Below are 23,669 nucleotides of genomic sequence, written 5' to 3' on the forward strand. Positions count from 1 at the left end.
GGCCAGATGCGCCTGTATCCCATCTGGCCCCATGAGTCGTTATTGGATGCTCGAAGCTTGTGCGGCTTTCAGCGCTTTGAGCGCCTGGTCCACGTCTCCGTTGGTTACGAAGATGTTTACCGCTTGGTTGGCTTGCGTCGTGAAGCCTTCCGGAGCGGCCGAGCCGTGCGCCATGCTCGGCGCGAGCTTCGCCGTCTTGAAGTCTTCGATCGTCGATTGGCCGTACACGTCGTACTTGGATTTATCCGCGTCGATACGGGCCGGAATCGAGCCTTTGAGCGGGTTGAACACGTCTTGGCCTTCGACGGAGCCGAGCACCTTCAGCCATTCTTTGGCGTTGGCTTCGTTCTTGGCTCCCTTCGGAATCGCGAACGTATCCGTGATGACCATGAAGCTGCCGGCCGTATTCGGCGTCGGAACCCATCCGAAGTCTTTATTGGCTTCGAGCTTCAGATCCGTCGTGAAGTAGCCCTTGGCCCAGTCGCCCATAATGTTCATGGCCGCATCGCCCTTGGCGACGAGCTGCGCGGCGTCTTGCCAGTTGCGGGCGGCATGGTCGTCGTTGATGTAGGTGAGCATCTTCTTGAACGTTTCCAGCGACTGCTTCACTTTGGCGTCGTCGAAGGAAAGCTCGTTGGTCCAAAGCTTCTTGTAATCGTCGGCGCCAAGCACGCCGAGAAGGACGTTCTCCAGCACCATCGTAGCCGTCCACGGCTCTTTGTCGCCGAGCGCCAGCGGCGTGATGCCTTTGGCTTTCAGGGCGTCCGCGACCTTGAAGAACTCGTCGAACGTGGTCGGGGCTTTCAGCCCGTTGTCGTCGAAAATTTTCTTGTTGTAAAACACGACGTTCCCCCGGTGAATGTTGACCGGCACGGAGTAGGGTTTGCCGTCTTTGCTCACGAGGTCGATCAGGTCTTTCGGGAATTTGTCCGCCCAGCCCTCGGAAGCGTATAAATCGTCGAGAGCGATGACTTTGTCCGCCGCCACCCAACCGGTGTTGAGCTCGGCGCCGCCGTGGACCTGGAACGCGTCCGGCGGGTCTCCGCCCTGCATCCGGCTCGCCAGGACGGCTTTGGCGTTCGTGCCGGCGCCGCCTGCGACGGCGGCATTGATGACCTCGATGTCCTGATGCTTGCTGGAGAACAGGCTGATCAAGCCCTTGAGGCCCGCTTCTTCACCCGCGCCCGTCCACCAGCTGAAAATCTCGACTTGCCCTCCGCTTGCCTGGGAAGCCGGAGCGCTCTCGCTTGCGCTTGCACTCGCGCTCGCGGACGGCTTCGGCGAATCCGATGGCGACGGCGAAGCGTCGCTGCCGCTCTTGCTCCCGCCGCACGCCGACAGCATCAGGCTGACGATCGCCACCGCGGAAATCATAAGACCCCATTTGCGTTTCAATTCCATACCCCTCTTCGCGATATGATGAAAGCGTTTTACGAAAACATCATATCTCGAGCGGGCCGACCGACATAACGCGGCTGATCTATCTTTTCTTCCGCTATTTTGCACAAAACCATCGTTTAGGTGACGGTGCCGTAGTGCAGGTTTCGGTATTCTCCCGGCGTCATTCCCGTATTCTTGTGGAACCATTCGCTGAAGTACCGGGGATTGGAATACCCGACGGCCGCCCCGACCTCGTAAATTTTCATCGTTTCCTTGCTAAGCAGCGCTTGCGCGTTCTCCAGACGGATATCCGACAGCAGCTCGACGAAGGATTTGCCCGTTTCCTGCCGGAACAGCCGGCTTAAGTAGTTGGGCGTAATGAAAAGTTCCCCTGCGATATCGGACAAATGCAAATCTTCCCCGTACCGGGTCGTGAGCATGTGGATTGCCTTCTTGATCAGATAAGAGCCCGGTTCATCCGTGCCGCAACGGTCGGAGCCGGCGCCTGCCGCTTCACCCGGCACGACGTTGCGTTCCTGCGACTCCTCCGCCATCCGTTTGGCCCTCGCCAAAGCGGCTTCGATTTCCTCGACCTCCGCCGGCTTCAGCAAATAATCGACCGCGCCCAGGCGCAGCGCCTCTTGCGCATATTTGAAATCCTCATAACCGCTCAGGAAGATGACTTTGGGCAGGGGCAGATCAGGCCGCGCGCCCCTCCGCTCGTGAAGCTTGGCCAGCAGTTCCAGCCCGGTCATGTTCGGCATGCGGATGTCCGACAACACGACGGCCACGGGTTCTTGTTCCAGATAGGCATAAGCCTCCGTCCCGTCACGGAACGAACGGACAAGCTCGATGCCCAGCTCGCGCCAGCCGACATGCTCGCTTAAGCCCTCGCGGATCCAGGCTTCGTCATCGATAATGATCGCCTTGCACGCTTGGTTCATGGTACCGAAGCTCCTTTCTGTTATGGATTAGCGGCCGTTAGCCGGTTCAAATCGTTGGACGCTTCCCGGAATGCCTCTTCCGGGCTGCTCTCCAGCGTGTAAATTTTCGCCAGCGCTTTCTCCGTGATTTCCACCATCGAAGGATAATACGTCACCGAAGGCTCTTCCCGGGCGACCTCCATGCTCTTCAGAATGAGCCGGAAATCCGGTCTGCTTGCGGCATAGGCCGGATCGGACAGGATGGACCTGCGCGCCGGTACGCCTCCGGCCTTCACGTAAAGCGCTCCGCCTTGCTTGCCCGTCGCGTAGGACAGGAACTTCCATGCCCATTCCGGATGCTTGGAGCTCGCATTGACGGCGAACGTCCATCCATGCTGGAAAGGTGCCCGCCGGATATGGCCTTGTTCGTCTTTCATGCCGGGCAGGAGAGCGATCTTGATATTGCCGGCGTACCGACTCTCTTTATCGGAGAGGATCGCGGGATAGGCGGCGTTCCAGAACGGCGCGGCCATGGCGACATCGCCGGAGAGCAAGGCGTCGCGGGTTTTCGCGAAATCCCAGTAGAGCAGGTCCCCGGGAATGAGTTTATTGCGGAGAAGCTTCTGCATGAATTGGGCTGCCTGCAAGGATTCGGGCTTGCCGAGCAGCGCGTGACCGTCGCTGTCGCTGATGAAGTCGCCCCCGAAGGTCCAGAGGAGGGAGGCGAAAATTTTGGTTCTCTCTTCCGGCACGACGGCGGGCATGGCAAGGCCCCATTTGGTCGGCGACGCCGGGTCGCGGCTTTGCGAGAACTTTTCCGCTAACTCGTAAACCTCGTCCCAGGTCTCCGGGGGGTTCGGGATGAGATCGCTCCGATAGTATAGAAAATGCGTGCTGATGTCGGTGGGCAGCGCATAAATCGTCCCGTTGTACCGGTACACCGCCAGAAAATCCGGCAAATCGAACGCTTTTCGATCCGTCAGAGCGGGATTGTCGATGAACGGATCCAGAGGCGCGATCGCGCCGGCTGACGCGAGCTCCGCGACGGAGGTGTTCGGCACGAACACGAGGTCGAAGGTGTCCGAGCCCGCGAGCAGCTGGGTGCCGACCGTCGTGAAATAGCCGTCCCGGCCGACTTCGATCAGATCGGCATGAATGCCGGTGGACCGTTCGAAGGGCTCGAGCAGCTGCCGAAGGGCCGCGGCCTCCGTCCCGGTCCGGATCAGCACCTTAATAGAGTCCGGTGTCTTCGCTTCCGACGTCGCCGGCACCGCGTTCCGGTCCAGAAGCACGATTCCCCCGAGCGCCCACACCACCATCAACCCAAACGCGATAAACAGCCATATGTTCAGTTTATTTCTCGTCATCCGGTCGCCCTTCCCGTCAGTCGGCTTTTGTAAGGAATGATCAATGTCACCAGCGTGCCTCCGCCGGATCCCGGTTCCAGGGCGAGGCCGTACTCCGGCCCGAACGCCATCTGAACCCGGCTTTGCACGTTACGCAAGCCCACATGGTCATTCGGGGAGTTTCCGTGCAGGATCCGGTCGACGAGCGCCGCATCCAAGGGATTTCCGGAATTGAAGATCGTAATGGCGACCTGTTCGCCTTCTCTCTTGGCTTCTATTCGCACGACGCCGCCTTCCGGCAGGTTGGAAATCCCGTGTTCAAGCGCGTTTTCGACGAGTGGCTGCAAGAGCAGCGGAATGATCGCGGCATCTCTCGCCGCGGGATCCAGCTCGATGTGATGCCGGACCCGGTCCCGGTATCGGAACGATTGGATGAGCAAGTAATTTTCGAGGTGGCCGAATTCCTTATCGAGCGTCGTCCATTCCTGCCCGGCGTTCAGGGTGAACCGGAAAAACTTCCCGAGCGCGGCCACGAGTTTGCTGATCGGTTCGGCCTGATGCTTCTTGGACATCCAATAGATCGTGTCGAGGGTGTTGTATAGAAAATGCGGGTGAATTTGCATTTGGAGCGTCTGCAGCAGCGCGTCGCGTTTTTCTTTCTCTTTGCGTTCGTTGTCGTGCATCAGCTGCTGGATGCGGTCCATCAGGCGGTTGAAATTTCTTTGGAGGATGCCGATTTCATGGACGGATCCCTGGATATCCCGAACATGAAGATGATCGAGGGACGTAACAGACATAAGCCGCGCGAGCTGGATGACCGGTTTGGACAACGCGGTCGCCAACAGGATGGATATGGCGACGAAAATGACCGTGCCGAGCACCGCCATGACGAGAAGATATTTGAGAATTTGCTGATTGGCTCCCAGAAGTTCGTGAAGCGGGACGACCGCGGTCATCTTCCAGCCGCTGATGTCGGAGGTGACATAGGAGAGCAGCCACTTTCCCTGCAGCTTCACGGTGCCGCTGCCCTGCGCGGGCAAGGATTTGACGGCTTCCGCGACCGGTTGGTCGTGCAGCAAGGCGGCATCCTGCCGATACACGGCTTCTCCGTCCGGACCGGTAACGAGCAGCGCTCCGGTCGAGCCGATCCGGACGCTGGCCAGCGTATCCGCGAGGAAGCGGTCGTTCAACTGCACGAAGAGGTAACCTCTCAGCGCGGAGGTATTGCTGTCGATCAGCTTGCGAACCGCGACGACCGAATCCCGCACCGAAGTTTGGAATCCGCTGGTGGGGCGGAACGCCGCCTGGTTTTCGCTGAACCAAAACATCTTGAGCGGGTTGCGATCGACCGTATCGAGAATGCGGCGGTAATTCGCCTCGTCCATTTGTTTGGCCCATTGGTAGGTGTTGTCGGTCGAGAGGACGATTTTGTCCGGCGTGACGAAATAGACGGCCTGAATATGGTCCAGCCGGCCGCGGAACAGATCGAAATAGACCATTTGCTGAAACTTGCGGTTGGCTTCCTGCAGCTGATAGGGGGTATGCAGGGGGGAATCGAGAAAATCGAGCTGCCGCTGATACAGCAGCGACCAAGTGAGACGGTCGATCTCGGTCAAATTGGCATCGAGCACCTTGCCGGTCTGCTCGACGGTTTGGGCGAGGAATTGGCTGACCTGGTCCTGGAAGATTTGGTTTTCCTTCTTGTACGTGACGAAAGTGATCACGACCATCGGAAAAATCATCAGCAAGAGAAAGATGGATAAGAGCAGCGTCCGGATGGAAATCGGCTTGGAAAAAGCATTCATCGCGTTCAATGTCCTCCTTAGACGGTTCAAGAACGCACCAAGCAATCGTTTTCAAATTGTTCAAACCAAATCTTATGGTTCAATCCAGATGCTGTCAATCCATCGCGATGACGACGTTCCCCTTCTTCCGCCCCGTTTCTACGTAGCGGTGGGCTTCCGCGATCCGCTCCAGCGGGTAGCGACGGTCGATCACCGGCCGGAGTTGGCCGGACTCGGCGAGTTCGCGGAGGAAATCGAGGTTCTGTTGATTTTGTTTTAAACCCGCGGTAACGAACTTTGCTTTCTTGCCGCCGCCGATTGCGGTCATGAGCATGCTCAGCATCAAGCCAGCAGAGGGAACTGTCGAGAGGTAAACGCCTGCCGGTGCCAACACGTCCTTGCAGCGAGAGTATGAGCTTTTGCCGACCGCGTCGAAAATGACGTCATAAGTCTCGCCGGTGCGCGTAAAGTCGGTTTGGGTGTAATCGATCACGCGGTCGGCGCCTAAGGAGCGAACCAGCTCCACGTTCGCGGCGCTGCACACGCCGGTGACATCCGCGCCGTAATACTTGGCCAGTTGCACCGCATAAGCGCCTACGGATCCGGAAGCCCCGTTGACGAGAACTTTTTGTCCGCTCTTGATTTTGGCGGCATCCCGCAGGAAAACGAGGGAAGTCAGGGCCCCGTCGCAAATGCCGGCGGCCTCTTCGTCCGTCATATTGGCGGGTTTGGGAGCGAGCGGGGCAGTCTCGGGCAGGCAGACGTATTCGGCGTGGGCGCCGAAGCTTTTCGGGCTGATTCCGTAAACCTGGTCTCCTGCTTGGAAGCCTTTCACCTCGCGGCCGATCTCCTCGATCTCTCCGGAAAGTTCGACCCCAAGGATTCGGTTCCGGGGCCTGAAGAGGCCGTAAACGAAACGGACCATGAAGGGATCGGCCCGGCGGAAGGAGCAATCCGCGGGCGTGACGACGGCTGCACGGATCCGGATCCGAACTTCGTTGTCTTTGGGGGTCGGCTTCTCGACGTTTTGGAGTTCAAGGACTTCGGGCGAACCATATTGGGTGTACACGATAGCTTTCATGTGCGGCCTCCCTAGTAGGTAAACTTTGATGAACATAATGTAATATATATCATTCCTAATGTAAAGTATAATTTACATAACAAACGACGAAAATTATTTCTGGTGGACCGCCGCGCGGGAAGCTTATGATGGGAATAGCACGAGTTACGGAGGGAGCGCCATGAAAGCTAACGATAACCTGCGAACGTATGCATTAACCGATATTGCTCACATGAAAGTGCATGGCCGGACGAACGGAGGCTTGTCTCTATTGCCGTTGTTTTGGACGGGAAGCGGGGTCGAATTCAACGCGAAAGGCTCCGAGCTCTGGATCGAAATAGAAGCCGATTATGACCGGTACGAGCCCTGGATCGTCATCCTGATCAACTCCGTTCCCGTCAGCAGGCAGATGCTGACCGCGGGCCGTTACTGGGTTTGCTTATTCCGCGGCATGAATCCGGATGAGGTCAAGAATGTCCGTGTCGTAAGGGAACTGCAGGCCATGAGCGCGGATCCCGGCAACTCGCTGCTGATCCATGCGTTGAAGTTCGACGGGGAGTTCGCGCCGATTGCGGACAAGCCCTACAAAATCGAGTTCATCGGCGACAGCATCACTTCGGGGGAAGGAACGGTCGGCGCCAAAGCGGAGGAAGATTGGATCCCGATGTGGTTCGGCGCGGTCCGCAACTATACGTATTTGACGGCCGAGGCGGTGGGTGCGGAATACCGGGTGCTTTCCCAGAGCGGGTGGGGCGTCCTGACGAGCTGGGACAATAATCCGAGGAACAATTTGCCGGATTACTACGAGAAGGTTTGCGGCCTGTTGACCGGCGACAAAAATGCGGCTCTGGGCGCGTTCGACGATTACGATTTCGGATCCTGGCAGCCGGATGTCGTGGTCGTGAATTTGGGGACCAACGACGGGTCCGCGTTTCAGACGCCGGAGTGGAAGGACGAGGCCACCGGCGAAAGCCATAAGCAGCGGCTGAACGAAGACGGCAGCTACCATGAAGAAGATTTGAAAGCTTTCGAGACGGCCGTCCGGCGTTTTCTTGCGAAGATCCGAAAGTATAATCCGAACGCGCGGATCGTGTGGGTTTACGGCATGCTGGGCATCCCGATGATGCCGGCGATCTACCGTGCCGTGGACGAGTATAAGAGAATGACGGGCGACGGTAACGTGTCCGTATTCCAGTTGCCGAATACGACTGCCGAAACGATGGGATCGCGGACGCACCCTGGCGTTCTCGCGCATGAAAAAGCGGCAGAAGAGCTGGCGCGGTATATTCAGGAGTTACTGCGGTAGGTTATGATGCTTTGGAGAGGAAAAAACCGGAAGGGTTGAATAACGCCATGCAACGGATTCGTTTTTTCTACAAAATGTTTCTGAGAGAACCGCTATGGTTCAAGGTGCTCGGTATTGTCTCCTTAGTCCTATCCATCCTGCTGAGCGGCTCACTCGTTTCGGACAGTGAATATGCTCAAAGCGCAGCCAAACTGGCCGCGGCGGTCTTCTTCGGTACGTGGGCGGTGAAAATGCGGAGGAATCAGCAGTTATTGATCGTGTTCAGCATCGTGGCCGCGCTATGTATCTACTTATCTTGGGATCATTTTCATATCGCGCAGCAAGAGGGGATGACGGAATGATCCGTTTCGGTTTGATCGGAGACTACGACCCGGAAGTGAAAGCCCACAGAGCCATCCCGGTCGCCCTGCAGTTGGCGGCGGAAGAGCTTGGCGTCGAGATCGCTTATGACTGGATCGCGACGCCGACGCTGGAACAAGACCATGAACGGAAGCTCGCCGATTATCAAGCGATCTGGACGGTCCCCGCGAGTCCGTATGCGAGCATGCAGGGCGCCTTGAACGGGATCCGTTACGCGCGGGAGCGGGGAATCCCCTTCCTCGGTACCTGCGGCGGATTCCAGCATATGGTCATCGAATATGCGAGGAACGTGTTGGGGCTGTCGGAAGCGGATCACGCGGAGGAGAATCCCGCGGCGTCCATGCTGCTTGTCGCACCTTTGACTTGCACGGTAAGCGAAACGACGAACACGTTCCGATTGGCAGCGGGTTCGCGGGTTGCCCGTATCTATGGTGCCGAGGAGACTACGGAGCAATATGGGACCTGTAATTACGGACTCAACCCGGAGTTCTCCCCGCTTTTGGAGAAGGGCGGATTACGGGTCGTCGGCGTGGATCCCGACGGGGAGACCCGGATCATGGAACTGGAAAGCCACCCTTTCTACGTCGGGGCTTTGTTCCAGCCGGAGCGCTCGGCTTTCCGGAACGTCGTGCATCCCTTAATCAGGGCGTATGTTCAGACGGCCGCCGGCCACGATTTTCGATACGAATGCCTTTATGTCCAAGAGGCGTCGGAAAACCCCTGGTCTTTGCCGCAGGCTGTTCTCCTTCGCGATACCGTAACGGGTGAAGTCCCGAGACTTCAAACCGAGGCGAAAGCGTATTGGGATGATCAAGCCCTCTATGTCCGCTTCGATTGCGAAGAAGATTATATCGTGGCGACCATGAACAACCGGGACGACCCTCTGTACGAGGAGGACGTCGTCGAAATTTTCATCGACCCGACAGGGGAAGGCAAGCGGTATTTCGAATTCGAGGTCAGTCCGCGGAACGTGGTATTCGACGCGATCATACACCGGGATCCGGACGGCCGATTGCAGATCGACACGGCGTGGAATGCGGAAAATCTGGAGACCCGCGTAACCCAGCACTCGGGAAAATGGTCTTATGAAATTACGATCCCTTTTGACGCGCTGGGCTTCAAGCCTGCTCCGGGTACGGTGTGGCGTTGGAACTTATACCGGATCGATGCCGAGCAGGACGGAAACCGCCAATACTGGGCATGGTCTCCGACGGGGCGGGTCAACTTCCATGTACCTCAGGCGTTTGGGGAATTGATGTTCCTGCCTTGATCTATCAACATTTCAGACTCCGGAGCTCTGCTCCGGGTCTTTTTTATTGCGGCACATACGGCTCCCATCCATAATAAATTCAATAGGAGAGGAGTGGCGGGGATGCATTTCGATTTGGGAGAAGCGATTGAAGTTTTGGAACGCACGCCGGGAACACTGGCGTATTTTCTGACGGGTTTATCGGATGGATGGCTGCTCTGCGATGAAGGCGAGGGAACGTGGAATGTCACGCAGGTCATCGAGCATCTCATCGAAGGAGAGAAAACGAACTGGATTCCGCGGCTGCAAATCCTTTTGCGGGAAGGGGAAAACGCCGTATTTACTCCGTTCGTGCGTCTTCCATCCGAGGATTCCAGCCACGATAGGCCAATCCGGCAGAAACTGTCGGAATTCAAAGCCCTGAGACTCGAAAATATCGCCCGACTGAAAACGCTCATCCATACCGACGCGCAGCTTGAGTTGACCGGTTCCCATCCGGCATTCGGGACAGTAAAGGCAAGGGAGCTGCTCTCCACTTGGGTCGTTCACGATTTCACGCATCTGGCCCAAATCGCGCGAGTCATGGCGAAGAGATATGGGGAGGACGTCGGTCCCTGGACGGCATATTTAGGAATCTTGAAAAACCGATAGGAAATCCGATACGGCTACCGAATTCATATAAAGAGAGAGGCACCTAGGAAAGAGCATTGGAGAGAACTCGATGAAAACGTTCAAGAAAGTCTATGTCGAAATCACCAGCGTCTGCAATCTCGCATGCAGCTTCTGTCCGCCGACGGAGCGCAAGGCGAATTTCATCAAGCTGGAAACTTTTAACCATATATTGGAGCAGGTCAAACCCCACACCAAACACATCTACCTTCACGTGAAAGGGGAGCCGCTGCTCCATCCGAAAATCGACGAATTGCTGGACGCCGCGCACGCCAAGGGGCTGACGGTGAACATCACGACGAACGGCACGCTGATCCGCAAGAACTGGCATAAGATCCTCGGCAAACCCGCCCTGCGCCAAATGAACTTTTCGCTCCATAGCTTCGACGGGCATGAAGGGTCAGAGAATCGTGAGGGCTATTTGCGCGAGATCCTGGACTTCGTTCGTGAAGCGGAGCCGCACAAGGTCATTTTCTCATTCCGGCTCTGGAATTTGACCCAGGACAACATGACGAATCTTGAACGCCAAAGGAATCGGGAGACTCTCGAAGTCCTTGAGCGAGAGTTCGGCCTGGATTATAAAATCGAAGAGAAAGTCACGCCCGGCAGCGGATTGAAAGTCGCCGAGCGGGTATATCTTAATCAAGACTACGAGTTCCAATGGCCGAGCCTGCACGCGCCCGAGGACGACGGAGTCGGCTTCTGCCATGGTCTCCGCAGCCAAGCCGCGATCCTGGTGGACGGTACGGTCGTGCCTTGCTGTCTCGATGGGGAAGGCGTGATCAACCTCGGGAACGTGCATCAGACCCCATTTTCGGAAATCGTCGAAAGCGAGCGCGCGAACAATCTGTTCTACGGTTTCTCCAGGCGGAAGGCCGTGGAAGAGTTGTGCCGCAAGTGCGGTTACCGGAAAAGGTTTAATTTGGAACAAGCCTGACGTATAATCGAAAGACATCAGCGGTTCAAGGGGAGTGACCCTATGTATTCCCAATATTCCAAGTATTTTCTGAACATCGTAGACTATCATCAATGGAACCGCAAAATCATGCACGCCTACTGGCTCGTGTTCGGAGGCACTTTATTCGCCTTTGCGCTGATCAGCCTGTTCGCCCGGGAACCCGGTGTCGGTGCGTGGCATTCCCTGCTGCACGGGTGCTTGATCCCCTCCGCGATCATCGCGGCGATGCTGGGGGTGACTGAATGGAACCTTCGTTCCGGCTCGGACCTCCGGCATTATTTCATGTTATCCTCGGGTACCGTTTTTTCGATCGTGATCGTGAATACGCTTCCAGACATTCCCGGCATCGAGATGGTGTTCCTGCCGCCTCTGTTCGGTGCCCTGACCTTTTACGACATGAGGAAGCTCTATTATTCTTTCGCCATGAACCTGGCGTCGTTCCTCGCTCTCTATTTCTTGAATCCGGTAATTCACGACAGAATCGGCACGGCGGAGCTGCTGGTCACGCTCTTCGCCCTGATCAACAGCCTGATCATCGTGCTGAGCCTGATGTCACGGGTCGTCGCCTTGCAGCAGGCGCTGCTGAATTCGACGGAACACAAGCAGGAGCTGTTGGTCCAGAACACGTTGATGGAGAGGCTGTCCAAGACCGACGCGCTGACGGACCTGTACAATCACAAAACGTTCCACGAATATTTGGCGCAATTGCTGGAACAGACGAACACGACGTCTTTCGCCGTGAATTTGGCCCTGGTGGACATCGACAATTTCAAAAAAATCAACGATACCTTCGGGCATTGGGCCGGCGACCAAGTGCTGAAGCGGATCGCCGCGACGATGCGAAGCCATTTGGCCGACGGAGACTTCGCGTTCCGGTACGGCGGCGAGGAGTTCGCGGTCCTGTTTACGGATAAGCCCCTCGACCAAACCCGTGCGGTGCTCGAACGGATCCGCAAGGAAGTCGAGGGCATCGTGCATGAGGAGCTGCACGGCGGTAACGTGACTGTCAGCATCGGTCTCCAAGGCTATCGGCAAGAGATGGGCAGGGAGCGTTTCTTCAAAATGGCGGATGCGTGCTTGTACGAAGCCAAGCGGAACGGTAAAAACCGCATCATTGACGATATCCTCCTCCCGGAAGCCGCAGGATCATAGAGGAAGCCCCCGTTCTTCAACAGGACGGGGGCTTTTTGCAATAGAAAAACATGCCTGCAAGATTCCTGTTGTGCCTGCACCTAAGAGAGCCTAGAATTAGAAATCGATCAGGCATCGTTTTTCAACGGAAAGAAGGGAACATGAATTGTTGAAACGGAATACGCTGGGCTCCCGCTTCATCTTGCTTTTCTGCGCGATTACGATCCCTCTTCTGCTCATTCTTTTTGCCGTCGGCAACTATGCCAAAGGGGTCGTCTTGTCCCAGGTAGCGAATTCCTATCAGAACCTGGTGGACTCCAACCTGAGCATGATCGACAAAAGCCTGGAAGATATCGAGAAGAACATGCTCGACATCGTCAATCATGACGATAACTTTCAGCAGTTCGGCCAGCCCGGGCTGACCGACTCCGAGAAATATTTTACGCAGATCGAGCTCATTCAGCGAAATACGACTTACCAGACGTATTATCATAACGTAGATATGTTCTTCATCTATTCCAAACCCAACGACCAACTGAATTCCACCGACATGTTCGGCGCGGCTTCCTCCTATAAAGAAGAGGTCAGACAATGGCTGGCCGATTCGTTCCATCAACCGAAAACGATCAAAAGCCTGATGTACAAATGGTCGATCGTCCGGATCGAGGACCAATATTTCCTGGTCCGGCTGGTCAGCGACGATCTGGAGAATAATGCGTACATCGGCGCGATCATCAACGTGAACAGCTTGATTACTCCGCTGGGCAACTTGGATCTGCAGGAAGGGAGCGACGTCGTGATCGCCGGAAAAGACGGCAAGGTTCTTTCCGGCGTGTCCGAGCCCCTGGAAGACATTAAGGCATTGCCGGCAGAAAAGCTGGGCATCAATCAAAGCTTCTCGTTATCCGAAGGCCGCTCGAAGCTCCTGGTCGTGGCGAGCCGTTCGGAGAAAACAGGGCTCAATATGGCCGTTATCCTTCCGAACTCTCAACTGCTGAAAGGGTTAAGCGCCTTCCAAACGGTCATTAACTTGCTTCCTCTTCTCGCGGTTGTCATTCTGCTCTTTTATATCCTGATTTTCAGAAGCATTATTTTCAAACCGATCGCGCAATTGCTGGGAGCCATCCGACGGATTAAGGAAGGGCAAATGCACACCCGGCTGCCGGATTCGGGCATCATGGAGTTCGCGATCATCAACCATTCCTTCAACCAAATGGTGGAGGAAATCGTGAATTTGAAAATCGACGTTTACGAAGGACGCCTGCGTTCCCAGAAGGCGGAAATGAAGCAGCTGCAGTTGCAAATCAACCCGCACTTTTTCCTGAATACGCTGAACATCGCGTTTCAACTGGCGGATCTCGGCCGGACGGAGTTGGTCAAAAAGACGGTGCGGCATTTGATGCAGTATTTCCGGTTCATGCTTCACTCCAAACGCGAATTCAATACGCTTAACCAAGAGATGGAGCATGTCCGCAATTACTTGGAAATCCAGAAGCTCCGGTATCAAGAGGCTTTCGAGTTCGAAATCCGCATCGCGGACGATTTACGTGACGTTGAAATTCCGTCCCTGCTCATTCAGCCGTTCGTGGAAAACGCGATGGTTCACGGCATGAGCATCAAGGCGCCGCCCTTCATTCTTGAAATCGAGGCGAGAAGGATGGAAGGAGCGGAAGAACTGATGCTGGTAGAGATTCGCGACAACGGGAAAGGAATCCCGCCGGAGAAAATAGAGGAACTGAATTCGGATGAGTATGCCCCCGACTCTGAGGATAGCCATATCGGGATTTGGAACGTGAAGAAGCGCCTCGCCGTGCATTACCGGGAAAAGGCGCAGCTGAGGTTTCAGCAGCAAGAACCTAGAGGGGCGCGGGTTCGCATCATCGTGCCCGTCGAGTCTTACGAGGAGCAGATGAAACATGCGTGAGATGTTGATCGTCGATGACGAGAAATTTGCCGTGGAAGGCATTCGGAATTCCAACGATTGGGGACGGCTCGGGATCGACCGGGTTCATGTCGCCTACAGCGCCGATGACGCCAGGGACATCCTGTCGGAACGGCGGATCGACGTTCTGATTTGCGATATCGAAATGCATGACGAGGATGGATTGTCGCTCGTCCGATGGGTGAAACAGCATTCGAAGTCTACGGAGGCTTTGTTTCTAACCTGCCACAGCGAATTCGAATTTGCGAAGGAAGCCATCCACTTGGGCAGCTTCGACTATTTGTTGAAGCCTGTTGACGGCCCGGAGTTAGCCGAAGTCATCACCCGAATGCTGAAATCGATCGAGGAAAAAGAAGAGCAGATTCGCAATACCGGCATGTACCGGAAATATCATGCCTTGTGGAACAAACAACAGCCGCTGTTGGCCGAACGGTTTTGGAAGGATTTATTGTCCCGGCGCATTTTGTCTTTCGGGGATTTCCTGGAGCGGGCGCTGCAGGATGCCCAAATCGAGCTGCCGTCGGAGCATCCCGTGCTGCCGATTCTCATCAGTATCGAAGAATGGACGAAGCCGCTTCAGGAGCGGGACCATGACATCATGGAGTACGCGGTGAAGAAGGCGGCCGAGGAAATCTGGCTGATGGAGCATGCGGGGCATGCCGTGATGGAGAAGAACGGGGAACTGTTCGTCATGGTCTATGCTTCGGCGCTAGATCGGCCGGGAGCGATGTCCGAAACTTGGAAGCAAACCGGCGATCGGTTTATCGAATTTTGCGAGATGTATTTCTACTGCAGGGTATCTTGCTATATCGGCGGCTTCACGCCGCTGCAAGAACTGCCGAGAATGTGCGACGGGCTGAAACGCTTGGAGCGCAACAATTTGACCCGGAGCCAATCGGTCTTCGCCTACGACGAGGAAGAGACCGCCGTACAGTCTCACGCCCCGACCGTGAACCTGGATCTTTCCGAGTGGTCGAAATATATGATCAACGGGAACCGGGAGAAGTTCATCGAATGGATCCGGCAACATGCAGACCAATGGGCGGCAGACGGGGATCTGCATCCTAAGCAGTTGGAGACGTACTATCACGGCCTTCTGCAAGTCATCTATCACTTTCTTATCGTCAAAGGGATCAGCGTCGAACGGGTGCCGAATTTCGCATTATGGAGCACGGCCCAAATCCGGACTTTGCCGCAGTGGAAGAACTGGGCGGTCAACTTCGTATCCGCCGTGATGGATGCCGCGTACGCGGAGAAAGAGACCGACGGCTTCGTACAGAAAGCCATCCATTTCATGAAACAACACGTGGAGGAGGACATTTCCCGCGAGGATGTCGCCGCCCACGTCAATCTAAACCCCGCTTACCTGTCCCGGCTGTTCAAGAAAGAAACCGGAACGAGCCTGATCGACTTTCTGATCGAAACGAAAATGGAGCGGGGAAAGCAGCTGCTGGACATGACGGATATGACGGTGAGCGCAATCGCCATGCAGGTGGGGTACTACAACTTCTCCCATTTTACGAAAATGTTCAAAAAGCACTTCGGCGTCAATCCGCAGGATTACCGTCAGCGGACCCGCACGAAGCCATAACCGGAGGCATGGCCTTGCGCCATGCTTTTCTTTTTTTTTGCGGCTGGCCGAGCGAAGTCACATAACGACCAAGCCGAAGTTACAAAAACGGTGGGTGGGAAACCGGAGCGTTAGTATACTGAACTCATCGCTAGCCGCTAGGCTGCATGTCAGGCATGAAAAGGTGGAAATGATGAAAGAATCGAGACTCCGGAGGCTGTGGAAGTACCGGGCGTTACTGCTGCTCGCGCTTCCGGGTTTCCTGCTGCTCCTGGTGAATAACTACTTCCCCATGTTCGGAATCTTTCTGGCTTTCAAGGATTTCAACTATGCCAAAGGAATTTTCGGCAGCGAATGGAACGGGTTCGACAACTTCAAGTTCCTATTCGCCACGAACGATATTTGGCTTATCGTCGCCCATACGATTCTTTACAACCTTGTCTTTCTGGTCGTCAACACGACACTCGCGGTATTGCTGGCTTTGCTGATGAACGAGGTCAAAAACCGGTTGTTCGCAAAGTTTTACCAAAGCGCCTTGATTCTGCCGAACTTTATTTCCATGGTTGTCGTGGCCTATCTGGTTTTCGGCTTCCTGAACCCGGACCTGGGCTTTATCAATAAGTCGATTTTGGAACCGCTCGGTTATCCGACGATTTCCTGGTACATGTCCCCGAAATATTGGCCTTACATTCTGGCGTTCGTGAACATCTGGAAATCCGTCGGTTTCGGCTCCGTGATCTACTTGGCGACCATCATCGGGATCGACAAGGAGTATTACGAGGCGGCGATGCTGGACGGCGCCGGCAAGTGGAAGCAAATGACCCGCATTACGCTGCCGTTTCTCGTTCCGGTCATCGTCATTTTGACGTTGCTTTCCATCGGACACATTTTCAACGCGGATTTCGGTTTGTTCTACCAAGTCACCTTGAATGCGGGAATGCTCAAGAGCACGACCGAAGTTATCGACACTTACGTTTACAATGCGCTGTTGGTTTCCGGGGATTCGAACCTCGCTTCCTCGGCAGGTCTGCTCCAATCCGTCGTCGGTTTCGTTCTCGTGGTTACGGTGAATGCGGTCGTCAAAAAAATAAGCAGCGACAAGGCGTTGTTCTAGGAGGGGAATGCATGAAAAGCGAGAATCGGACGCATCCGGTCATCCATCTGTTCTTTATTCTGGCGAGCCTCGTCTGCATCATCCCCTTCTGGTTGATTCTGATGATCTCGTTCAGCAGCCAGAATTCGCTGACCAAGAACGGCTACAGCTTCTGGCCTGCGGAATTCGATTTTGCGGCTTACCGCTATCTGATTCACGACGCGGAGCCGATATTGAGAGCCTTCGGCGTCTCGATTCTGGTGACCGCGATCGGTACCGTCGTCAGCTTGTTTTTGACCTCGGCACTGGCTTTCTCCCTGTCCCGCAAGGAGTTCCCGCTTCGCAGGTTCATGAACTTCTACGTGCTTCTCACGATGCTGTTCGGCGGCGGTCTGCTGCCCTGGTATCTGGTCTACACGAAGGTGCTGCATTTTCAGAATTCCTTGCTCGCCTTGATCGTACCCGGACTGCTCGGCGGCTTTAACGTATTCGTCATGCGGACCTATTTCACGACCAGCATTCCTCCGTCCCTGATGGATTCGGCCCAGATCGACGGAGCGAGCGAATACCGCACGTATTTCAGCATCATTCTTCCGCTTTCCCTGCCGGTACTGGCCACCATCGGTCTGTTCTCCATCGTCGGGTATTGGAACGACTGGTTTACGAGCCTGGTCTTCATCAATAACGATAAGCTCTACAACCTGCAATATTTCCTATATAACACGCTGATGAATGCCCAATATCTGCAATCCATCGCGGACAAGGCCCACATAGACGCCGCGAGCTCGCCCCTCCAGCCGCTGGAGGAACTGCGGATGGCCATGGCGATCATCGCCGTGGCACCGATTGCCTTGGTGTTTCCGTTCCTGCAGAAGTATTTCGTCAAAGGCTTGACGATCGGTGCCGTGAAAGGCTAATTTCGGCTTCGGCCGATTTAGTATAAAACATTCATTCGTATTTTTCAGGAGGGTAACAAATGGATCGGTTAAAGAAAAAAAGATCGGCCATCGTCATGTCGCTGCTGCTCGTGATTTCGATCGCATTGGCAGGCTGCGGTTCCAACAAGGAAGAACAATCCGCCTCGAGCTCGAGTCCTTCGGCGTCCGCAAGTGCGCAGAGCTCGGACTCCGGCAAGAAGCCGCTCGATCCGTATGAAGTCGTCATGGTTTATCCGGACGGCAAACAGAACGATTTGAGCAGCGTGCAAAGCGCCATGAACGATTACTTGAAAAAGACGTATCCGGAAATGAACATGACGGTCAAGTTGAACCCGATCGACTGGAGCGCTTACGGAGACAAAATCAACCTCATGATGTCCTCCGGAGAGAAGTTCGACTTGCTGTGGACCGCCAACTGGATGAATTACGAGTCCCAGGTGGTCAAAGGCGCGCTGCTTCCGCTGGATGATCTGATCAAGCAGTACGGTCCGGATATTACAGCCGCGGAAGGCAATCTGCTCGATGGCGCACGCCGCGGCGGCAAGCTGTACGGCGTTCACGTTCACCAAGAGCTTGGCAATCCCCAGGGCATCGTCGTCAGCAAAGCGCTGGTGGACAAATACAACCTGGATCTCAGCGCGCTGAAGTCCGGCGAATTCAAGGACTTGGAGCCGATCCTGAAGACGATCAAGGAAAAAGAACCGGGCGTTACGCCTGCCGTCGGACCGGCCTTCCCGCTGGATGCCTACTTTAACTCCGGCAGCATGGAAAGCATCATCGGCATGGTCGGATTGGATCAGCGGAATCCCGATCCGAACAACCCGTACAAGGTCGTTGACGGATACGAAACGCCGCGTTATCTGGAACTCGCGCAATTGACGCACGACTGGTTCGTTAAAGGCTATATCAACAAGGACGCGACGACGCCGGGCATCGACATTTACAAGAAGTTTCAAGCGAAAACCGCCTTTGCTTCGATCGGTTCCGACCTTGAAATCGTGAAAGACATGGCCATCGGCAATGCGTCTCCTATGGCGAACAAGAGCACGCAGCTCGGCGTGGATCTGCTCCAAATCCCGATGAACATCGACCGTCTGCACACGTCGAAGCTCTCGGCGACGCTGCAAGCGATCTCCCAGACCTCTAAAGATCCGGCTCGCGCCATGATGCTGCTTAACCTGTTCTACAAAGACAAGAACCTGCTCACTTTGATGAACTACGGCGTCGAAGGCAAGCATTACGTGCTGAAGGACGGCCAAATCGCCCTGCCGGACGGCAAGTCCCAGGACAATGTCGGATTCTTCCACGACAATCAGTGGCAGCTCGGCAACCAAATGCTGAACTATACCCGCGTCGGAGAAGATCCGAACAAGTACCAGAACTATGAGCAATTCAACGAGATGGTGAAAAGCCAGCCTTCCCCGCTGTTCGGATTCGTGTTCGATCCGGAGCCGGTGAAGAACGAGCTGATCGCGGTCGGCAAAGTCCAAAGCACCTACGATCCCGGCTTCAAATCGGGCCAATTGGATCCGGCGGTCGACCTGCCGAAGATGATCTCCAAGCTCAAAGCCGCCGGCATGGACAAAATCGTTGCGGAGGCCCAAAAGCAAGTTGACGCTTGGCGCGCCGCCAACGGCAAATAAAGAAACTTGAATGGAGGGGTATGACCGTGAAGGCTGCGGTTATACCCCTTCTTCCATTGAGGAGGAGAAACGAATGACCGCCGTTAAAGTGACGATCTGGAACGAATACCTGCACGAAATCCGTAATCCGAAGGTGGCCGAAGTCTATCCGGACGGAATCCATCAGGCGATCGCCTCCGGCATCCGCAGCGAGGAGTTCGAGATTCGCACCGCCACGCTGGGGGAAGCGGAGCACGGCTTGTCCGAGCAAGTGCTGAAAGAAACCGACGTGCTCATCTGGTGGGGGCACATGGCCCACGATCAAGTGGATGATACCGTCGTGAACCGGGTGTACAGACGGGTTCTGGAAGGGATGGGCCTGATCGTGCTGCATTCCGGGCATTGCTCGAAAATTTTCAATAAGCTGATGGGAACCCCGACCTGCCAATTGAAATGGCGGGAAGCGGACGAGAAGGAACGTCTGTGGGTCGTGGATCACGCGCATCCGATTGTCTCCGGGATCGGAGAGTACATCGAACTGCCGATGGAAGAAATGTACGGGGAGCATTTCAACGTTCCCGCGCCGGACGAGCTGATTTTCATCAGTTGGTTCGAAGGCGGCGAAGTGTTTCGGAGCGGACTGACGTACCGCCGCGGCCAAGGGAAGATCTTCTACTTCCGTCCCGGACACGAGACTTATCCGACGTATCGCAATCCGGAGATTTTGAAGGTCATTTCAAACGCAGTTCGGTGGGCGAAACCCGCCCGGACGGCGGCTCCGGTCTACGGAAATACTTCTCCGCTTGAGACGATTAAGGAGAAGAAATGAGCGTGCGGATTCGAATCTCGACAGCCATTGCAGCGGTGGCCGTCTCGGCTCTCGTGCTGCAGGCTTGCTCTTTTACGAAGTCTCATCCGGATGTCGTTAAAATCGGGGAAAGCGGCGGGATCGCCGAGCTGACGTCGGATCAGGCTCGGTACGAGCCGGGCAAGCCGGTCCGTCTTCAGCTTCGTTTGAAGGATGCGTCGCAAGGGGACGCCCTATTGGTGCGCTATTCCCATCTGTCGGACAATTTGAAGGAAGAGACCGTGAAGATGGACGGCGCAACCGCCTCATGGAGCTGGGAGCCGCCGAAAGACGATTACCAAGGTTATTACGTGGACGTATTTCTGAAGCATGGCGGAGATTACGTCGATCATGCCGGCATCGGCGTCGACATATCTTCGGATTGGGGGAAGTTCCCGCGGTACGGCTACTTGGCTGATTTCGGCGAAATGACCGAGGACGCGCAGAAGGCCGTGATGGATCGGCTCAACCGCCTCCATCTCAATGGCCTCCAATTTTACGATTGGCAGTCGAAGCACCATGATCCGCTCCCTATGGAAGGCGGGCAGCCGGCTTCTGACTGGACGGATATCGCCAACCGGACGATAAGCGCCCAGACCGTCAAGAGCTATATCGACGAAGCGCACGCGCGGGGCATGAAAGCGATGAATTACAACCTGCTGTTCGGGGCGAACGCGGGCTACGAGCAGGACGGAGCCAAGCAAGAATGGGGCTTGTTCAAAGATCCGGTGCATGAGGAGCAGGATCAGCACCCGCTGCCTTCCTCCTGGAAAAGCAATATTTTCTTGATGAACCCGGCGAACGAGGACTGGCAACGCTACCTGTTGGGACAGGAAAAGAAGGCGTTCGAAACCCTTGGCTTCGACGGGTACCACGTGGACCAACTCGGAGACAGGGGCGGCGTGTTCGATTATGGCGGCAATCTCGTGGATCTGCCGGCAGCCTATCGAAGCTTCCTTGAAGCAGCGAAGAAGGATCTCCACGTGGATTACGTCATGAATGCCGTCAATCAGTTCGGCCAGCAGGAAATTGCGAAGTCGCCCGTGAAGTTTCTGTACACCGAAGTATGGATGAACGAGATGCAGGATCTGAAAGACGTCATCGACCAGAACGGCATGCTGAGCCAGCATCGGAAGAACACCGTCGTCGCCGCTTACATGAATTACGATTTGGCGGACGGTCCCGGGCAATTCAACGCGCCGGGCGTGCTGCTGGCGGACGCCGCGATCTTCGCGGCCGGCGGCTCCCATCTCGAGGCGGGCGAGGGCTTGCTCGCGAAGGAGTACTTCCCGAACCGCAACCTGGCCGTCCCGGATGCGCTGTGGCGGCAGCTGCAGCACTATTACGATTTCCTGACCGCCTACGAGAATCTGCTTCGCGACGGCGCGACCGAAGCTGCGCAGCCGCTTAAAGCAGTTGAGGGACCGCCGCTTTCCGACAACCCGGAGACCGGCAAACTCTGGGCGTTCGCCAAGGACAAAGGGGACACGAGCATCGTCCACTTGATCAACCTGACGAACGCGGATTCAACGCAATGGAAGGATGCCAAGGGAACGCAGCCGGAGCCGGCCATGCTTCAAGGGTTGAAATACCGCCTCCAGCCGAAAGAAGGCAAGAAAGTGAAGCGGATCTGGCTGGCCACTCCGGATCTGTACGGCGGTTCTCCGATTCCGCTATCCTTCAAGAAAGACGGAGAAGCCATGGATATCGAGGTCCCGAACCTCAAATATTGGGATATGATCGTCATCGAATACGAATAAGAAGGTGCATGCCAATCATGACAGACATTCGCAAGTCCTGGTGGAAGGAAAGCGTCGTTTACCAGATTTACCCTCGCAGCTTTCAAGACAGTAACGGAGACGGAATCGGCGACATTCCGGGCATCATTTCTCGGCTCGACTATTTGCATAATCTTGGGGTAGACGTCATTTGGCTGTCGCCCGTGTACCGTTCCCCGAATGACGATAACGGCTACGATATCAGCGATTACCAGGCGATCATGGACGAATTCGGCACGATGGAAGATTGGGAAGCGCTGCTGAAAGGGCTGCACGACCGGGGCATGAAGCTGATGATGGATCTCGTCGTCAACCATACGTCCGACGAGCACGCCTGGTTTGTGGAGTCGCGCAAGTCCAAGGACAATGCGTACCGAGACTATTACATTTGGCGTCCGGGCAAGGACGACGGGCGGGAACCGAACAACTGGGTGTCGTTCTTCAGCGGCTCAGCTTGGCAATACGACGAAGCGACGGATGAATACTTCCTGCATCTTTTCAGCAAGAAGCAGCCCGACCTGAATTGGGAAAACCCGAAGGTTCGGCAAGAGGTGTACGACATGATGACGTGGTGGCTGGAGAAAGGCGTGGACGGCTTCCGGATGGACGTCATCAACCTGATCTCCAAAACGGAAGGGCTGCCGAGCGTCGGGAACGACCGCTATGCGTGGGGCGGCGATCATTTCATGAACGGCCCCAAGGTTCACGAGTATTTGCGCGAGATGAACGAGCGGGTATTGTCCAAGTTCGACACGATCACCGTCGGCGAAGCGCCGGGGGCATCGCCCGAGGAGGCGATCCGTTACGCCAATCTGGACGGTTCGGAGCTCAACATGGTGTTCCAGTTCGAGCATATGGACCTCGATTCCGGAGCGGGCGGCAAATGGGATCTGCGGCCGTGGCGGCTGGCGGATTTGAAAGCGACGATGAGCAAGTGGCAGACCGAATTGGACGGACGGGCCTGGAACAGCCTGTATCTGAACAATCACGACCAGCCCCGCATGGTTTCAAGGTTCGGCAACGACACCGCGGCTTATCGCGTGTTGTCGGCGAAAATGCTGGGCACCTTCCTCCACATGATGCAGGGAACGCCTTATATCTATCAGGGCGAAGAGCTGGGCATGACCAATGTCCGCTTCGCATCGCTGGCCGATTACAACGATCTGGAGATCCACAACATGTACCGGGAACGCGTAACCGAAGGCGGCGCCGATCCCGCGATGGTGATGGAATCCATCTATGTGAAGGGGCGGGACAACGCCCGCACGCCGATGCAGTGGGATGACGGAGAGAACGCGGGATTCACGACCGGACGGCCGTGGCTTCAGGTCAACCCGAATTATACGGCCATCAACGCGAAAGCGGCGTTGGCGGATCCGGACTCGATCTATTACTACTATCAGGAGCTCATCCGGCTCCGGAAGAGCCATGACATTATCGTTTACGGCAGCTTCGAGCTGATTTTGGCGGACCATGAGCAGATATACGCCTATACGAGAAAGCTGGGGAACGAACGGCTGCTCGTGCTGATCAATTTTACCGAACGGGATGCTTCTTATGAACTGGAGGCATCGGCGTTCCCGGGGCAAGGCACGAGATTGATCGGCAATTACGAGACGGTTGCGGAACCGGCGTTGAGCGGCGTGTTGAGACCTTATGAAGCACAAGTGATTCTGTACCGGGCAGAGGACTAAAAGTCGAGGGGAGAAATCG

Annotated in this window: 19 protein-coding genes; 14 read left to right on the forward strand and 5 right to left on the reverse strand. The window is 55.6% G+C overall.

Features of this window, described 5'->3' with window-relative positions:
- Positions 1–39: 39 nt before the first annotated feature.
- From EAV92_RS21060 to EAV92_RS21080, 5 genes are all read right to left on the reverse strand, one after another.
- A complete protein-coding gene (locus EAV92_RS21060; protein ID WP_123042899.1) occupies positions 40–1,401 on the reverse strand; it encodes an ABC transporter substrate-binding protein in 1,362 nt (453 codons plus the stop codon).
- Positions 1,402–1,517: 116 nt separating this feature from the next.
- Entirely contained in the window at positions 1,518–2,324 is an 807-nt protein-coding gene (locus EAV92_RS21065; protein WP_123042900.1) for a response regulator transcription factor, read from the reverse strand.
- Between the two features lie 20 nt (positions 2,325–2,344).
- Positions 2,345–3,670 carry an ABC transporter substrate-binding protein gene (locus tag EAV92_RS21070; protein WP_123042901.1) on the reverse strand — a complete coding sequence of 442 codons (1,326 nt, stop codon included), beginning with the start codon at positions 3,668–3,670 and terminating at the stop codon, positions 2,345–2,347.
- Positions 3,667–5,454, reverse strand: coding sequence for a sensor histidine kinase (locus EAV92_RS21075; RefSeq protein WP_123042902.1), 1,788 nt, complete (start codon positions 5,452–5,454; stop codon positions 3,667–3,669). Before EAV92_RS21075 ends, EAV92_RS21070 begins: the two co-directional genes overlap by 4 nt.
- A gap of 94 nt (positions 5,455–5,548) precedes the next feature.
- Positions 5,549–6,514, reverse strand: a complete 966-nt coding sequence (locus tag EAV92_RS21080; protein ID WP_123042903.1) for an NAD(P)-dependent alcohol dehydrogenase — start codon at positions 6,512–6,514, stop codon at positions 5,549–5,551.
- 160 nt (positions 6,515–6,674) lie between these two features.
- On the opposite strand from EAV92_RS21080, the gene EAV92_RS21085 reads away from it, so the two are divergent.
- From EAV92_RS21085 to EAV92_RS21150, 14 genes are all read left to right on the forward strand, one after another.
- A complete protein-coding gene (locus EAV92_RS21085; protein ID WP_123042904.1) occupies positions 6,675–7,799 on the forward strand; it encodes an SGNH/GDSL hydrolase family protein in 1,125 nt (374 codons plus the stop codon).
- Positions 7,800–7,846: 47 nt separating this feature from the next.
- Positions 7,847–8,140 carry a hypothetical protein gene (locus tag EAV92_RS21090; RefSeq protein ID WP_164472874.1) on the forward strand — a complete coding sequence of 98 codons (294 nt, stop codon included), beginning with the start codon at positions 7,847–7,849 and terminating at the stop codon, positions 8,138–8,140.
- Positions 8,137–9,429, forward strand: a complete 1,293-nt coding sequence (locus EAV92_RS24640; RefSeq protein ID WP_164472875.1) for a CTP synthase C-terminal region-related (seleno)protein — start codon at positions 8,137–8,139, stop codon at positions 9,427–9,429. Before EAV92_RS21090 ends, EAV92_RS24640 begins: the two co-directional genes overlap by 4 nt.
- Positions 9,430–9,531: 102 nt before the next feature.
- Positions 9,532–10,059, forward strand: a complete 528-nt coding sequence (locus EAV92_RS21100) for a DinB family protein (protein WP_123042906.1) — start codon at positions 9,532–9,534, stop codon at positions 10,057–10,059.
- Positions 10,060–10,129: 70 nt separating this feature from the next.
- On the forward strand, positions 10,130–11,014 hold the full coding sequence (locus EAV92_RS21105) for a radical SAM/SPASM domain-containing protein (protein WP_123042907.1): 885 nt from the start codon (positions 10,130–10,132) through the stop codon (positions 11,012–11,014).
- Positions 11,015–11,056: 42 nt separating this feature from the next.
- Entirely contained in the window at positions 11,057–12,187 is a 1,131-nt protein-coding gene (locus EAV92_RS21110; RefSeq protein ID WP_123042908.1) for a GGDEF domain-containing protein, read from the forward strand.
- Between the two features lie 145 nt (positions 12,188–12,332).
- Entirely contained in the window at positions 12,333–14,090 is a 1,758-nt protein-coding gene (locus EAV92_RS21115) for a sensor histidine kinase (RefSeq protein ID WP_123042909.1), read from the forward strand.
- Positions 14,083–15,699, forward strand: coding sequence for a response regulator transcription factor (locus EAV92_RS21120; protein ID WP_123042910.1), 1,617 nt, complete (start codon positions 14,083–14,085; stop codon positions 15,697–15,699). Before EAV92_RS21115 ends, EAV92_RS21120 begins: the two co-directional genes overlap by 8 nt.
- Positions 15,700–15,871: 172 nt before the next feature.
- Positions 15,872–16,792, forward strand: coding sequence for an ABC transporter permease (locus EAV92_RS21125; RefSeq protein WP_123042911.1), 921 nt, complete (start codon positions 15,872–15,874; stop codon positions 16,790–16,792).
- An 11-nt stretch (positions 16,793–16,803) separates the two neighbouring features.
- On the forward strand, positions 16,804–17,688 hold the full coding sequence (locus EAV92_RS21130; RefSeq protein WP_123042912.1) for a carbohydrate ABC transporter permease: 885 nt from the start codon (positions 16,804–16,806) through the stop codon (positions 17,686–17,688).
- Between the two features lie 59 nt (positions 17,689–17,747).
- Complete coding sequence (locus EAV92_RS21135; protein WP_123042913.1) at positions 17,748–19,352, forward strand: ABC transporter substrate-binding protein; 1,605 nt, start codon at positions 17,748–17,750, stop codon at positions 19,350–19,352.
- A gap of 73 nt (positions 19,353–19,425) precedes the next feature.
- The gene (locus tag EAV92_RS21140) at positions 19,426–20,160 is read left to right on the forward strand and encodes a ThuA domain-containing protein (RefSeq protein WP_123042914.1); all 735 of its coding nucleotides are present in this window, start codon (positions 19,426–19,428) and stop codon (positions 20,158–20,160) included.
- A 2-nt stretch (positions 20,161–20,162) separates the two neighbouring features.
- On the forward strand, positions 20,163–21,938 hold the full coding sequence (locus EAV92_RS21145; RefSeq protein WP_164472876.1) for a glycoside hydrolase family 66 protein: 1,776 nt from the start codon (positions 20,163–20,165) through the stop codon (positions 21,936–21,938).
- Between the two features lie 26 nt (positions 21,939–21,964).
- Positions 21,965–23,650 (forward strand): glycoside hydrolase family 13 protein, encoded by a 1,686-nt coding sequence (locus EAV92_RS21150; protein WP_164472939.1) that lies wholly within the window; start codon positions 21,965–21,967, stop codon positions 23,648–23,650.
- Positions 23,651–23,669 lie beyond the last annotated feature (19 nt).

Origin of the sequence: Cohnella candidum, assembly GCF_003713065.1 — a bacterium.
Lineage (GTDB): Bacteria > Bacillota > Bacilli > Paenibacillales > Paenibacillaceae > Cohnella > Cohnella candidum.